The organism is Pectobacterium sp. S5 (assembly GCF_051707265.1).
GTDB lineage: Bacteria > Pseudomonadota > Gammaproteobacteria > Enterobacterales > Enterobacteriaceae > Pectobacterium > Pectobacterium polare.
In genome coordinates, this window is record NZ_JAULSZ010000001.1 from 1,529,334 (window position 1) to 1,544,668 (window position 15,335).

Below are 15,335 nucleotides of genomic sequence, written 5' to 3' on the forward strand. Positions count from 1 at the left end.
GTAAATTAACGTCAGTTTTTCAAACGTGGGCTGGATGATGATTCGCGATCCAATTTACGTCCTATCACTGGTGATAATACGAATACCGGAATGTTGATATTCATTTTATACGACTAAAAAGAGGTGTTACTGCTATGTTCAGAAAATTATCTCTCCTGAAGATCGTTGTCATTTTTGCTATTTCTCCCTTTGCATTTGCCAAATCGGACATACTGCGTATCGGCGTCGATTTAACGTATCCCCCTTTTCAGAGCATGGATAAAAATGGTAATCCATCGGGGTTTGAAATCGAGGTAACTGATGCTATCTGTAAATCGGTAAATGCAAAGTGTGATTATATCGTGAACACGTTCGATTCCCAGATTCCCGCCCTTCTCGCAAAAAAAATAGACGTCATTGCGCCGCTTGGCGTGACACGTAAGCGAAAGGAATCGATAGATTTCAGTGACTATGTTTTCCACGTTCCCACCAAGCTGGTCGCAAGGAAAGACACCAACCTTCTTCCCCAAGCTGAGCTGCTGCGCGGGAAAAATATCGCGGTACAGCAAGGCACCATTCAGGAAGCCTACGCCAATAAATATTGGCTACCCGCCGGGGTGATGGTTAAAAACTATCCCGATCAGGAAGCCATTTATGAGGATTTACAGTCAGGAAGAGTGGAAGGCGCACTGTGTCCGTCGGTTGCCGTCGCGTTTGGATTTTTAAAAACACCACAGGGTAAAGATTTTGAGCTAAAAGGCCCGGAAGTGACCGATGCGGATTTATTTAGCCTCGGTTCTGCATACGGTATACGCAAAGACGATACGGAAACAAAACAGCTCATCAATCAGGGGCTGAAAGATATCGTTCAAAAAGGCATATATGCGAAAATACAGAAACGCTATTTTGGCGATATCGATTTAAGCGTGAAGGAATAATATCAGGCACGGTTTACTGATTATTTTCATGCTCAACAGTTCTCCCTGACCAATCAGAAGGCCGGGGAGATTTCACCGAAACGTGAGTTTACGGGTGAAAGATAAGCATGCTAAGGTCAATTTAGATAAGCTACATACCCTGAAATATAACGGTATTAAGATGGAAATCGCTCGCCTGTAACTACAAGCGAACACATTAACCAGGGCCGGAAAATGCAGACTATACCAGTAACCGTTTTTTCAATTAGCACCTGTATTTGTGATCTCGTCACTTACCCAAATGATGACGATATTGCTGTTCCCAATGCAATCATACAGGCCGTTTTAAGCCAGTTAGATATTGATGTGGATCTGTGCAAACTATACGATCACTACGTTTATGATGTAGCCTGCGGTCAGGGAGACATTTGGGTATACCGTTCAAATTCGCTCTCCGACACCTATTTCGTTATCGATCTCAATGTTGGAATGACGGAACAATTAGACATCTCGTCTTTCTATCTACAAAGCCCCCATCAATTTGCCACCGCGAAAATCAGGCCATTGCTGCGAGATTTCTTTGACCAGTTGCAATATCAAGTCAGCTATCAAGAAAGCTGTGGGTTGACACAAGTGAGCACGATGCTAAGCACTCCGTCAGGCAATACGTACCAAGTGATAGAAGAAAACGGCTATGAGCAAAAGGTTCTGTTTAAGAACTAATGCTTCAGATGGCGTAACCGTGGATTCCCCACCGCTCGATTCCCTTATCCAACCGGCTGTGCTTCGCACCAACGTCAGCAATAGAACCTTGATAAAGAGGGCGAGCGCTATCGGCCCCTTTTCTGTTACTATCGCGCGTTGGAAAATAGCGATAGGTATGTGAATATATATCGCTTCACATCACCGCTCTCAATGTCGCTTTTACAGTGAATTACACGCAGGAGAAACCATGAGCCTTCACCTCTGGCTGGCTTATACAGGCATCATCATCGCCCTGATTGCCATTCCGGGCCCATCCGCCTTAATCAGCATGTCGCACGGTTTACGCTACGGCGCTTCACGCGCAACCGCAACCGTACTCGGCGGCGTCAGCGCGGCAATGATATTGATGTCCTGTTCAGCATTAGGGTTAGGTGCCATCCTCGCGGCGTCAACCACCGCGTTTATCGTATTAAAAATTATTGGTGCGGTTTATCTCATCTGGTTGGGCATCGCATCATGGCGTTCCAAGGATATGAGCACCACAGAGCAGGATGTGCAAGACGCCTCGGCTCCGGGCTGGTTCCCACTATTCCGTAAAGGCTTTCTGGTCGGGATCAGTAATCCGAAAGATCTGCTGTTTTTCGCCGCGCTCTTCCCCAATTTTATCGATACCAGCGCCCCGCACGCCTTGCAGCTCATCATTCTGGCTGTGACTTGGGCGGTCTTCGATTTCAGCATCATGTTCATCTATGCTTGCACCGGCCGTCGTTTATCGGGCCTTTTCTCCAACCCGCGCCGCATCAAGCTGTTTAACCGCTCGACGGGCGGGATCTTTATTCTCGCAGGCACCACGTTGGCGGCGTCAACGCGTTAATTGACTGGCTCCTGCTGCCTTCAGGCTGGCAGGAGCAACACCGTTACGATGCCGTGACAAAATCAGCGATGCCCTTCTCGTCCATCCGATAGCGAACCCACTCATCCTGCGGCTTCGCACCAATGCTCTTATAGAAATCGATCGCGGGTTGGTTCCAGTCCAGCACGCTCCATTCCAGCCGTCCGCACTGTCTTTCCTGTGCAAGGCGCGCAACCTGTTTCAGCAGCACTTTGCCCGCGCCCGCTTGACGATACGCCTGCGCAATGTAGAGATCTTCCAGATAGATGCCATATTTCCCCAGCCAGGTTGAGTAGCTCATGAAGAAAATCGCATAGCCGACGGGCTTGCCATCAATCTCGCAAATCAGCGTTTCAGCCGTCGCACCCTCGCCAAATAACGAGCGCTCAATATCCTCAAGCGAAGCCAGCACTTCGTGACGCGCTTTCTCGTACACGGCAAGCTCGATAATTAAATCCAGAATCACGCTCGCATCTGATTTCTGCGCGGGGCGGATGGCTATGTTCATAACGGCTGGGTTCATAACAGCTGGGTCCATAAGGGCTGGCTTCATAACGTCTCTCTTCTCCGGTGCTAATTTTTCCAATGCTAACCATGACCAAGGCTTGCCATGCTACCGGATTAAAAATACTGTATGAACTGCATTCTCTACAGCGACTGATGAATATCATGCATCTCGATTTGCGGCGCATCGATTTAAATTTACTGGTGGTATTTAACAGCGTGTACCAGCATCGATCCGTCGCCGCAGCAGCAAAAGAGCTGGCGATGAGCGCATCGGCGGTCAGCCACGCGCTGACGCGTTTGCGCAATACGTTTGCCGACGAGCTATTTTTTCGGGTTGGCAACACCATGCATCCGACCGTAGTGGCGGACGATATTGCAGAGCCGATCGCGGAAAGTCTGGCACTGCTGACGCAAGGTCTGACGCCGCGTCCACGCTTTAACCCCGCCCGCAGCACGGAAAGCTTCACCTTTTCCATCACCGATTACACCGCGTTTTCGGTGTTTCCAACCCTGATGGCGCACATGGAAAAGCTGGCACCCCATATCAAATTCAATCTGGTTTATTCACCGCAGAAGGTCGCGATTACGGATTTGCTGGCAGGGAAAATCGACTTTGCTTTAGGGTTCACCGATATGACGCAATCGGAGAACAGGGAAATTGAGGAGATAGACTGGATTGAAGATAGCTATGTCATCATCACCGCCGCTGATTATCCGTCAGGCGAGGCGCTTACGCTGGATGATTACCTCGCCGCCCGACATCTTGTGGTGACGCCCTGGAATGAGTCACGTGGGGTGATTGACTACGCGCTAGATAAGCTCAACAAGAAGCGCCATATCGCACTAAAAACGCCCTCCATGATGAGTGCGCCGTTTATCATCGCCGATTCAACGCTGATCATGGCATTACCACGCAACGTCGCGACAATTTTTGCGCAATTCCTGCCGCTACGGATTCACGCCTTGCCTTTCAGCGTGCCACCCTATCGCGTGAAGATATACAGCCATCGCCGCAATAGCCGTTCGGAAGCCAGCCAGTGGATTAAAAACCTGTTACACAGGCTGGTGACACATCCCATAACGAACGGATAGTGGCGATAGGAAAATCACAAGCCTAGCTGGCTGATTGTCGGTTCTGTTCCGGTAGCAATCCGGTAGCAAAGTGTTCTGATATTAAATGCCGAGAGCGTCAGCAACCTGCTCACTTTCCGCTTTGGAAAAAGTGGCGTAGGTCAGCGCATCAAGCAATGCGGCACGATCGATCGTCGGATAAATCTCCGGACTCTGCAAAAGCTGGCCGATTTCATAGGCGGTGAGTTGGGGATAAATGGCGTGTAATGCAGTGGCAATGTCACGGGCGGCGTAACACAATTTGCGTAAAATAACCGCAATCTGCTGGTGTGTGATCGTCTCCTGATACACGGTATAAAGCACATCGGCAATTAATGTCGACGTCAAAATCGAAATACGGGACACCTCATTAGCTCGTCCACCCAATGCCTGAAGGATGTGCTCGACAGCCTGTTCTGGCGTTTTTCCCTGCGCCTGTTGTGAAGCCAGTACGGAAACCAATTTATTTTTTATTTCATCATTTGCCATCGTTCGGTTCCTTCATACATTGATTACAGATGTTATTTTAGTATAAGCACGCTACCTGTCATGGCAGTAATGAGCAAATAAAATCATGCGGCGATACCCTTCAATGGGTACAAAAAGACATCAATCCGCACTGAGGTGTATGATATGCCCAACTTTAGGAAACGCGGACATACTAAAGCCAGAGCTGCACGTAGATATAGATAGAATAGAAAGCCAACGCACGTGCGGCTTGAAGTATGGCGGGGTATTCCCCTAAATAATTCGAGTTGCAGGCAGGCGGCGACGCAGTGAATCCTCAGGAGCTTACATCAGTAAGTGACTGAGGTGAGCGAGGAAAGCCAACGCACATGCGGCTTGAAGTATGACGGGGATAAAACACAGTTTGATACAACTCCGCTTACATCGTTCCACCCTCTTTTTTCCTGAAATGCGATAATCCTCCGATAAAAATCGTATTTTCGTTTATGCCCAATCATTTTCATCGCCCGAAAAGACCATGTAAAATGAAAGGCTTAGTGAGCAAGAAGGCTATAAGTCATGATCACCACCGACGGTAATAACGCAGTCGCCTCTGTGGCCTGGCGAACCAATGAAGTCATCGCCATTTATCCCATCACACCCAGTTCCAGCATGGCTGAACACGCGGCTGCCTGGTCGAGCGACGGCGGGCTGAATATATGGGGAGATACGCCCCGCGTTGTTGAAATGCAATCGGAAGGCGGCGCGATCGCTACCGTCCACGGCGCATTGCAGACGGGCACACTCGCCACCACGTTCACTTCATCGCAGGGTCTGTTGCTGATGATCCCCACGCTGTATAAGCTGGCTGGTGAGCTAACCCCGTTTGTCCTGCACGTCGCTGCCCGTACGGTTGCGACGCATGCGCTTTCTATCTTTTGCGATCACTCAGATGTCATGGCCGTGCGCCAAACCGGTTGTGCCATGCTGTGCGCCAGCAATGTGCAGGAAGCGCAGGACTTTGCGCTGATTTCGCAAATCGCCAGCCTGAACAGCCGTCTGCCGTTTATCCATTTCTTCGACGGTTTCCGTACCTCACACGAAATCAATAAGATTGAGCCGCTGAGCGATGACGTAATCCGCCAGCTTCTGCCGCAGCAATCCATTGATGCACACCGTGAGCGAGCACTCACACCGGAACGTCCGGTGATTCGTGGTACTGCCTCTAACCCGGATACCTTCTTCCAGGCGCGCGAAGCAACCAATCGCTGGTATGACGCGGCTTATGAACACGTTGAGCAGGCGATGAACGATTTCGCCGCTGCGACAGGACGCCAGTATCAGCCGTTTGAATACTACGGCCACCCGGAAGCGACCAAAATCGTCGTCCTGATGGGCTCTGGCGTTGGCACTTGCGAAGAAGTGATCGATACGCTGCTGACACGCGGCGAGAAAGTCGGCGTGGTGAAAATCCGCCTGTATCGTCCGTTCTCCGCCAAACACCTGCTGGCCGTCATTCCACAAACGGCGAAGAGCATTGCAGTGCTGGACCGCACGAAAGAGCCGGGTGCGCTGGCAGAACCGCTGTATCTCGATGTGATGACCGCGCTGGCCGAGGCGTTCTCCGTAGGTGAGCGTTCACTCATGCCGCGCGTGATTGGTGGACGTTATGGGCTGTCTTCCAAAGAATTTACCCCGCAGTGCATACAGGCGATCTTTAATGAGTTAGCGCTTGCTAACCCACGACCGCGTTTCACTGTTGGAATTTATGACGACGTTACCAATCTGTCTTTGCCACTGCCGGAACAGCATTTTCCAAGCAGCGCATCGCTCGAAGCCCTGTTCTACGGCTTGGGCAGTGACGGCACCGTTTCTGCGACCAAGAACGCCATCAAAATCGTCGGTGAAACCACGCCGATGTTTGTACAGGGCTACTTTGTCTATGACTCGAAGAAAGCCGGTAGCCTGACCGTTTCCCACATGCGCGTGGGCCCACACCCGATCAACTCAGCCTACCTGATCGATCAGGCCGATTTCGTCGCCTGTCATCAGTGGCAGTTTATCGACAAGTACAGCATGGTTGAACGGCTGAAGCCCGGCGGCGTTTTCCTGATCAACTCGCCGTATACCAGCGACGATCTGTGGCACCGTTTGCCGCAGGAAGTGCAGGCCGGGCTGAATCAGCGCAATGCCCGCGTGTACTGCATCAACGCTGCCAAGATTGCCCGCGAGTGTCATCTGGGCGCGCGCATCAACACCGTCATGCAGATGGCGTTCTTCCACCTGTCACAGATTCTGCCAGCCGACGTGGCGGTGGAAAAACTGCGTACCGCCATCGCCAAGAGCTACGGCAGTAAAGGTCAGGAGCTAGTTGAACGTAACTGGCAGGCGCTGAGCGCCACATTGGAAGCGCTGGCAGAAGTGCCGCGGGAAGCCGTCAACCCAGACAGCCCGCAGCGCCCACCGGTGGTTTCCGACGCCGCACCCGATTTCGTCAAGACCGTCACGGCCGCGATGCTGGCGGGTCTGGGCGATACGCTGCCCGTGTCTGCCCTGCCGCCCGATGGCACCTGGCCGACCGGTACCACCAAGTGGGAAAAACGCAATATCGCAGAAGAGATTCCGCTGTGGCAGCCACAGCTTTGTACACAGTGTAACCACTGCGTCGCCGCCTGCCCGCACTCGGCTATTCGTGCCAAAGTCGTTCAGCCTGATGCGATGGAAAATGCCCCCGCTTCACTGCAATCGCTGGATGTGAAAGCCCGCGACATGCGCGGCCAGAAATACGTGTTGCAGGTCGCCCCGGAAGACTGCACTGGCTGTAACCTGTGCGTGGAAGTGTGCCCGGCCAAAGACCGTCAGAACCCAGAAATCAAAGCCATTAATATGGAATCCCGTCTGGATAATCTGACGGCGGAGAAAGAGAACTACGATTTCTTCCTGCAATTGCCGGAAATCGACAAATCTACGCTGGAACGTATCGATATCCGTACTTCTCAGCTGATTTCGCCGCTGTTCGAGTACTCTGGTGCCTGCTCTGGCTGTGGCGAAACGCCGTACATCAAGCTGCTGACGCAGCTCTATGGCGATCGTCTGCTGGTCGCGAACGCGACAGGCTGTTCATCTATTTATGGCGGTAACCTGCCCACCACGCCGTGGACGACTGATGCCAACGGTCGCGGTCCGGCCTGGGCTAACTCGCTGTTCGAGGATAACGCCGAATTCGGCCTGGGCTTCCGTCTGAGCGTCGATCAGCACCGTCAGCGAGCCGTCCGCCTGCTCAACAAACTAGCACCACAACTGCCGCCGGATCTGGTTAACGCGTTGCAGGAAGAGTCCATTGTGCCTGACCTGCGCCGTCAGCAGATTGAACAGCTACGCGGGTTGCTGGCAGCCATCAATGATAACGACGCCAAGGTGCTGGCGAGCGAAGCCGACCACTTTGTCGATAAATCTATCTGGCTTATCGGCGGTGACGGCTGGGCATACGATATCGGCTACGGCGGGCTGGATCACGTCATGAGCCTGAGCGAAAACGTCAATGTGCTGGTGCTGGATACGCAATGCTACTCCAACACCGGTGGACAGCAGTCCAAAGCAACACCGCTGGGCGCAGTGACCAAATTTGGTGAGAAAGGCAAACGCAAAGCGCGTAAAGATCTCGGCATCAACGTCATGATGTACGGTCACGTGTATGTCGCGCAGATCTCACTGGGCGCACAGCTGAACCAGACGGTGAAAGCGATTCAGGAAGCCGAAGCCTGGCCGGGCCCATCGCTGATTATCGCGTACAGCCCTTGTGAAGAGCACGGCTACGATCTGGCATTCAGCCACGATCAGATGCGTCAATTGACGGCAACGGGCTTCTGGCCGCTCTACCGCTTCGATCCACGTCGCGCCGAGGAAGGTAAACCTGCACTGGTGACGGATTCTCGTCCGCCATCCAGCAGCCTGAGTGAAACGCTGCTGAAAGAGCAACGCTTCCGCCGACTGAATAACATGATGCCGGAAGAAACCGCGCAGCTCTATGAAGAAGCGGAACTGGATCTGCGCCGCCGCTTTGACTTCCTGACGATGATGGCAGGCAAGGCGGAGAAAAACCCGCAGGAATAATCGTTCCTCTCCAAACCGGCTTCGGCCGGTTTTTTTATGGCGTGCCATCCCTGGCCGCCACCCTTACGGGCCGTTGCATTTTCCCTTACCCCAACGAGGTTGAATACCGAAGAATCCAGCGCCGATAGTCCAGTTTGTCAGGCACGGTAAAGAGGGGCTGACAAGACGCAAGTTACCTTATACTTTATGAGATTATTCGCTCGTTACGGTGTCAAACCGCTCTCAACGTCGCAGAGGACGAAACATGAAAGGAAAGTTCGCACCATCGCAGATTGCATTGCACTGGCTGGTTTTTCTGTTGCTCGTTGTGACTTATGCCACCATCGAGCTGCGCGGATTTGCTGAACGCGGTTCGCTGCTGCGCACCGTGATGATGGTGACGCACTTTAGCTGCGGCGTAGCCATATTAGTTCTCATGCTGGCTCGCCTGTTCTTACGCCATCGGCATACCTCGCCCGCCATTACGCCACAGCCCCCTCGCTGGCAAAGTGCGCTGGGTTCGCTCACCCACGCCATTATTTACCTGCTGTTTATTACGCTGCCAATACTGGGCGTTGCCTCGCGCTATTACAGCGGTCGGGACTGGATGCTTTTTGGTATCGGCATGCCAACAGCCGCGACGCCGAATTTCGACCTGGCTGAAATGCTGATTGGCTGGCATGAAACGCTGGCACCATTAGGCTACTGGCTCATTGCCGCGCATACCGCCGCCGCCCTGTTCCATCACTATGTTATGAAAGACAACACGCTGCTGCGCATGATGCCAGCCAAGCGCGATTAATCGGGCAACGAAGGAGCAAGCATGAAAGTCGCACTGGGACAGTTTGCCGTTGACCGCGAGTGGCAGCAAAACGCCACGACCATCACTGAGTTTATGTTGTCAGCACAGAAAAACGGTGCCGACCTGCTGGTGCTGCCCGAAGGCGTGCTGGCTCGCGATATCACCAATCCCAACATGGTGCTCACCGCTGCTCAACCGCTTGATGGCCCGTTTATCTCGCATCTGCTGGAGGCCAGCAAAGGCAGCGACCTGACGACCATGCTGTGTGTACATATCCCGAATGGTGAAGGGAAAGTCTGGAACACGCTGCTGGCGCTGCGCAACGGCGAGCTCGTTGCTCAATACCGGAAGCTGCATCTGTACGATGCGTTTTCCGTACAAGAATCGGAAAACGTACTGGCAGGCGAAGAGGTTCCGCCGCTGTTAACCATCGCCGGGTTGAACGTCGGGCTGATGACCTGTTATGACATCCGCTTCCCTGAGCTTGCACGCCGTTTGGTGCTGGACGGCGCTGACGTGCTCGTTCTCCCTTCTGCCTGGATTAAGGGGCCGCTGAAAGAAGCGCATTGGGAATTATTGGTGCGCGCCAGGGCACTGGAAAACACCACTTATCTCGTCGCCGTTGGCGAGTGCGGCGTCAAGAATATCGGCAACAGCATGGTGGTCGATCCTTTAGGCGTTGTCGTGGTTCAGGCACCGGAAACACCGGCTCTTATCTATGCCGACATTGACCCAGAACGGCTGGCGTATGCCCGTCAGATTCTCCCGGTACTGACGAATCGCCGCTTTAGCACACCCACGTTGGAAGAGGAAAACTGAGTCGCGGTTCACCCTAAGAGGTTTTCTTTCCCACTCGTGCGCCAAAAAGTGTGATTAGTTACACATGTTGTTTCCCTCTGAGGCCGTTCTGCACATATAATGCGCATCCGGTCGTCATGGCGACCCTAGCAGACCAGCCTCCTGATTCGGGGGGTGCATTCACCACTCAAATAAAGAAATGAAAATGAGTATTCGCGCGATCTTGACTTTAGTTCTTGCAGCAGCCGCATTCAGCCAGGCCGCTTTTGCCGTTGTTTATCCTCTGCCTGCGGCTAACAGCCGACTGATAGGCGAGAATATCGACATCACCGTACCGGAAGACAGCACACAGCCGTTGGAACATTTTGCAGCACAGTTCCAAATGGGTCTGAGCAACCTGATGGAAGCCAACCCAGATGCAGACGTTTACCTGCCTATTCCCGGCAGCAAAATGGTGATTCCTCATCAGTTGATTCTGCCGGATGCACCACGTGAAGGCATTGTCATCAACAGCGCAGAAATGCGTCTGTACTACTACCCGAAAGGCTCCAAGACTGTGGTCGTTCTGCCAATCGGCATTGGTGAGTTAGGTAAAGATACGCCGATTAACTGGACAACGTCTGTTCAGCGCAAGAAAGCGGGCCCAACCTGGACACCAACTGCGAAGATGCATGCAGAATATGCGGCACGCGGTGAAACCCTGCAAAAAGTTTTCCCAGCTGGCCCAGATAACCCAATGGGGCTTTATGCGCTGTACATCGGGAACCTGTACGCGATCCACGGTACCAACGCCAACTTCGGTATTGGTCTGCGCGTCAGCCACGGCTGCGTCCGTCTGCGTGCTGATGATATCAAGTATCTGTTCAACAACGTTCCGGTCGGTACTCGCGTTCAGTTCATCAATGAGCCAGTGAAAGCCACCGTGGAACCAGATGGTTCACGCTATGTTGAAGTTCACAATCCGCTGTCTCGCACGGTAGAAGAATTCCATTCTGATTCTCCTGCACCGATCAGCATGACGCCAAAAGTGAGCAAAGTTCTGGCCGACGCCAGCGTGAACACCAGCGAAGTCGATCAGGCAATCCAGAGACGTTCTGGTATGCCGACCAAAATCAATGGTCTGATCGAACAAGCCACGCCAGCCATTCCGGTTGAATCTGTTGCTGCACCTGTCGCACCAGAAGCACAGCCGCAAGATAGCCTCAATGCCGTGCAAAATACCGCACCCGTTGAAGCACAGACAACGACCGCAGCTGACGCTAACCGTTCGTAATCGTCTATGACGCGTTGGAAACCGATTCAGGTTTCCAACGCGTTTCTCTAATATCCCTACCGTTTACTTTTTCTGTGAAGCTTCCAGCGCCTGCGCCACATCAGCGATGATGTCGTCAATGTGCTCAATGCCGACCGAAATTCTGACCAGATCCTCACTCACTCCCGCTTTCGCCAGCTCTTCCGCATTCAACTGCCGATGCGTGGTACTTGCAGGATGGCACGCAAGCGATTTGGCATCGCCAATATTCACCAGTCGTAAAATCATCTTCAGCGCATCAATAAAATGCCCCCCTGATGCTTTCCCACCTTTAATGCCAAAGCTGATAATCCCGGACGCCTTACCCGAGGTAATTTTGTCGCAGTTTGCTTTATAGGGGCTATCCGGCAACGCGCCATAGTTCACCCAGGTCACCAACGGGTGCTGATTCAGGTAGCCAGCCAGCGCTTCCGCATTGCTGCAATGGCGTTCGATGCGCAGACTGAGAGTTTCCAGCCCCTGCAACAGCAAGAACGTACTGTGCGGAGAAAGCGCCGCACCGGTATTGCGCAGCGGTACCACGCGGCAGCGCCCGATATAGGCTGCCGGACCGAAAGCGTCGGTATACACCACGCCGTGGTAAGACGGATCGGGCTCATTCAGTAACGGGAAACGCGCTTTATTCGCGACCCAGTCAAACTTACCGGAATCGATAATCGCACCGCCGATCGTGGTGCCATGACCGCCGATATATTTGGTCAGTGAATGGACGACGATATCTGCGCCGTGCTCAAAAGGCCGGCACAGTACGGGCGTCGCCACCGTGTTATCAACAATCACCGGGACGCCGTGGCGATGCGCAATCTCCGCGATTTTGGCAATATCGACGATATTTCCCGCCGGATTCCCGATAGATTCACAAAAAACGGCGCGAGTGCGTTCATCAATCAGCGATTCCAGCGTCGTAAAATCATCGAAAGAGGCCATCCGCACTTCGACACCCTGACGCGGCAGAGTGTGGGCAAACAGGTTATAGGTGCCGCCATACAGCTGGCTGGTGCTGACGATATTGTCCCCAACCTGCGTGAGCGCCTGAAGCGAATACGTAATTGCCGCCATACCGGAGGAAAGCACCAACGCGCCGATACCGCCCTCAATGGCCGCCAGCCGCTGTTCCAGCACCGCATTCGTCGGGTTCATGATGCGGCTATAGATATTGCCCGCCACCTTCAGATCAAACAGATCGGCACCGTGCTGCGTGTCGTCAAATGTGTAAGAGGTCGTCTGGTAAATCGGCACGGCTGCGGACTTCGTTGTCGCTTCAGATTCATAACCATGATGTAGCGCGAGGGATTCAAGTTTCATCTTACGGGCCTTTTTGTTGATCGTTAGAGTGAGGAAAATATCCAGACAAAATAGCAGACAGCGATCGGGAAAAGCACTTGATGATGTAGAAGAAATGGAGATAAGTTAGTAAAAACAAGACTAAATTTCAGCGTTACATTATTACACTGAAGCGCCTTCACAAAACCGTGATCCTCCACGGAAACGAATCTGAAAAAACGCTAAAATTTGCGCAGAGAAAAAAACGTGCGCACCGTAACCTATCTGCGCGTCACGTATTGCACCGCCTGCAAATCACAGCTACTTTTAACGTTATAAATCCCCCCACCCGAAGCGCAATAAATGACTGATACAATAAAAAATATCGCTACTTGCGAACTGCCTGCCAGCGTCCAATTCCCCCATTACGATCGTAAGGCGCTGAAGCCGCGCATCGTCCATATCGGTTTTGGTGCTTTTCATCGCGCTCATCAGGCACTGCTCACCGATCGCGTGCTGAATATGGTGGGAGGAGACTGGGGAATTTGTGAAGTCGTTCTGTTCAGCGACGACACTATGATCACTGCGCTGCGCCAGCAGGATCATCTGTTTACCGTGTTGGAAAAAGCGGCGACTGAAAATCAGCCAATTGTGGTTGGTGCCGTGTGTGAATCGTTACATGCCAAAATAGAAGGCATTAGTGCCATTATTGAGAAACTCGCCGCACCAGAGACCGCCATCGTTTCCCTGACGATTACCGAAAAAGGCTATTGCATGGATGGGACGAGCGGCAAGCTGGATCGGACCAATAAGCTGATTCAGCAGGATCTCAGCGATCCTCGTCATCCTGCTTCGGTACCGGGATTGCTGGCGGAAGCGCTACGCTTACGTCACGAACGCGGGATTGCGCCATTCACCATCCTCTCATGTGATAACGTGCCGGAAAATGGCAAAACAGCCAAAGCTGCCGTGCTCGAATCTGCGGGGCTTAACGATCAGAGTCTGATCGATTGGATCGAGGCTAAGGTTTCTTTCCCGAATACGATGGTGGATCGCATTGTCCCTGCCGCGACGCCGGAAGCGTTGCAGGAAATTGCCGATCACCTCGGCGTCGCCGATCCCTGTGCGATAGCCTGTGAGCCCTTTATTCAATGGGTGATCGAAGATCATTTCACTGCCGGACGCCCTGAGTGGGAAAAAGCGGGCGTGCAATTGGTGCATGACGTCCTGCCGTTTGAAGAAATGAAACTGCGCATGCTGAACGGCAGCCACTCGTTTTTAGCCTATCTGGGCTATCTCGCCGGTTACGATCACGTCAGCGACTGTATGAACGACGAGAACTATCGCCGAGCGGTGTCTCATCTCATGCTGCTGGAGCAAGCTCCGACGCTCAGCGTGGTGGATATCGACCTGAAAGACTATGCCGTTCAGCTGCTTACCCGTTTTTCCAACCCAGCGCTCAAGCATCGAACCTGGCAAATTGCGATGGATGGTTCACAAAAGCTGCCCCAGCGTATGCTGGAATCGCTACGCTGGCATGTGCGTAATGGCGGAGACTATCGCTGTCTGGCATTAGGGGTCGCTGGCTGGATGCGTTATGTCAGCGGAAAAGATGATGCAGGCAACCCTATCGAGATCCGCGATCCGCTGGCTGACAAACTCAGACAGGTCGTTGCGGAAACGTCAGATAACGCCGAGCGGGTCAGTGCGTTTCTCAATATTCGTTCTATTTTTGGCGAGGATCTGTCAGCAAACCACGATGTGTTCAACGCTATCGCACAGGCTTATCTGAAGCTGCGCGATCACGGCGCAAAGAACACCGTGGCCGCACTGGTACAAGACTTTAAATAACGATAAACCCAAGCAGCGCAAGGTATAACGCACTTTGGACACTCAGTGACAGAGTGCGACTTTTCCCCTTTGTTTCATCCAGCCACGGCAGCGATGACCAACTCACTCCCCCACCGATGACCGCGATCAACAACATCGCCGCAGCAACCAGCCAGACGAATTTATCCAGCAGCGAATTGGGAAACAAAATTTGCAGTGCGGAAACGACGAGAAACAGCGTCACGCAGCGCAATACCCCGACCAAAATACCTGCACGATCTCTCAACCCACGCGGTGCGGAAGACGGCAACCAGGCCTGAAAAGCAAACAACCCAATCACAGCAATAAAAATCACATAAATAATGGCATAGACCAGCAAATGACCCACGTTACGGCTCCTGATGAGGGAATACGATAAAGTAAACTGGGCGGGATGATGACGACATTTCCTCTCTGCGGTCAATGCGTTATTTCATATCATGCTATCGATTTGTGGGGCAGCGCCCACTATCGCCTCGCCGTCAATCTGCACGTATAATGCTTTCCCGTAATAAATTTACATACTTTGTAAGTTAAGAACACAAAGACACGATCAAAGAATTATAAAAAGCAAATTAAAATATCTTATTTCATGATCTGTCTGACAGATCGTCATTAAAAGCCCCCTAAAGCGTGATCGTC

The 15,335-nt window shown here is 52.5% G+C and carries 13 protein-coding genes; 9 read left to right on the top strand and 4 right to left on the bottom strand.

The window, feature by feature from the left end; genetic code table 11:
• Window positions 1–134: 134 nt before the first annotated feature.
• The 3 genes from QWJ20_RS06865 (at window position 135) to QWJ20_RS06875 (ending at window position 2,475) form a co-directional block, all read left to right on the top strand.
• Complete coding sequence (locus tag QWJ20_RS06865; RefSeq protein WP_120358268.1) at window positions 135–917, top strand: transporter substrate-binding domain-containing protein; 783 nt, start codon at window positions 135–137, stop codon at window positions 915–917.
• Window positions 918–1,130: 213 nt separating this feature from the next.
• Complete coding sequence (locus tag QWJ20_RS06870) at window positions 1,131–1,619, top strand: hypothetical protein (RefSeq protein WP_226300528.1); 489 nt, start codon at window positions 1,131–1,133, stop codon at window positions 1,617–1,619.
• 229 nt (window positions 1,620–1,848) lie between these two features.
• Complete coding sequence (locus QWJ20_RS06875; RefSeq protein ID WP_219680603.1) at window positions 1,849–2,475, top strand: LysE family translocator; 627 nt, start codon at window positions 1,849–1,851, stop codon at window positions 2,473–2,475.
• Window positions 2,476–2,518: 43 nt separating this feature from the next.
• On the opposite strand, the gene QWJ20_RS06880 is transcribed toward QWJ20_RS06875, so the two are convergent.
• Window positions 2,519–3,001: an N-acetyltransferase family protein gene (locus QWJ20_RS06880; protein WP_433992150.1), complete on the bottom strand. Its 483-nt coding sequence runs from the start codon at window positions 2,999–3,001 to the stop codon at window positions 2,519–2,521.
• A gap of 152 nt (window positions 3,002–3,153) precedes the next feature.
• Here QWJ20_RS06880 and QWJ20_RS06885 point away from each other — a divergent pair, with 152 nt between their 5' ends.
• Complete coding sequence (locus QWJ20_RS06885; RefSeq protein WP_433992397.1) at window positions 3,154–4,092, top strand: LysR substrate-binding domain-containing protein; 939 nt, start codon at window positions 3,154–3,156, stop codon at window positions 4,090–4,092.
• Window positions 4,093–4,173: 81 nt separating this feature from the next.
• Here the strand turns inward: QWJ20_RS06885 and QWJ20_RS06890 are convergent, their stop codons facing one another.
• The gene (locus QWJ20_RS06890) at window positions 4,174–4,599 is read right to left on the bottom strand and encodes a hypothetical protein (RefSeq protein ID WP_233966170.1); all 426 of its coding nucleotides are present in this window, start codon (window positions 4,597–4,599) and stop codon (window positions 4,174–4,176) included.
• Between the two features lie 537 nt (window positions 4,600–5,136).
• Here QWJ20_RS06890 and nifJ point away from each other — a divergent pair.
• The 4 genes from nifJ (at window position 5,137) to QWJ20_RS06910 (ending at window position 11,522) form a co-directional block, all read left to right on the top strand.
• Window positions 5,137–8,670: a pyruvate:ferredoxin (flavodoxin) oxidoreductase gene (nifJ, locus tag QWJ20_RS06895; protein ID WP_433992151.1), complete on the top strand. Its 3,534-nt coding sequence runs from the start codon at window positions 5,137–5,139 to the stop codon at window positions 8,668–8,670.
• Window positions 8,671–8,914: 244 nt separating this feature from the next.
• Window positions 8,915–9,451 carry a cytochrome b561 gene (gene cybB, locus QWJ20_RS06900; RefSeq protein ID WP_433992152.1) on the top strand — a complete coding sequence of 179 codons (537 nt, stop codon included), beginning with the start codon at window positions 8,915–8,917 and terminating at the stop codon, window positions 9,449–9,451.
• Between the two features lie 21 nt (window positions 9,452–9,472).
• A complete protein-coding gene (locus QWJ20_RS06905; protein WP_433992153.1) occupies window positions 9,473–10,270 on the top strand; it encodes a deaminated glutathione amidase in 798 nt (265 codons plus the stop codon).
• Between the two features lie 184 nt (window positions 10,271–10,454).
• Window positions 10,455–11,522 (top strand): L,D-transpeptidase family protein, encoded by a 1,068-nt coding sequence (locus tag QWJ20_RS06910; protein WP_095701665.1) that lies wholly within the window; start codon window positions 10,455–10,457, stop codon window positions 11,520–11,522.
• Between the two features lie 63 nt (window positions 11,523–11,585).
• Here QWJ20_RS06910 and QWJ20_RS06915 read toward each other — a convergent pair whose 3' ends face one another.
• A complete protein-coding gene (locus QWJ20_RS06915; protein WP_010295775.1) occupies window positions 11,586–12,866 on the bottom strand; it encodes an O-acetylhomoserine aminocarboxypropyltransferase/cysteine synthase family protein in 1,281 nt (426 codons plus the stop codon).
• 321 nt (window positions 12,867–13,187) lie between these two features.
• On the opposite strand from QWJ20_RS06915, the gene QWJ20_RS06920 reads away from it, so the two are divergent.
• Complete coding sequence (locus QWJ20_RS06920; protein WP_174868628.1) at window positions 13,188–14,675, top strand: mannitol dehydrogenase family protein; 1,488 nt, start codon at window positions 13,188–13,190, stop codon at window positions 14,673–14,675.
• Here the strand turns inward: QWJ20_RS06920 and QWJ20_RS06925 are convergent.
• Complete coding sequence (locus QWJ20_RS06925) at window positions 14,668–15,042, bottom strand: hypothetical protein (protein WP_433992154.1); 375 nt, start codon at window positions 15,040–15,042, stop codon at window positions 14,668–14,670. The genes QWJ20_RS06920 and QWJ20_RS06925 overlap by 8 nt on opposite strands.
• Between the last annotated feature and the right edge of the window lie 293 nt (window positions 15,043–15,335).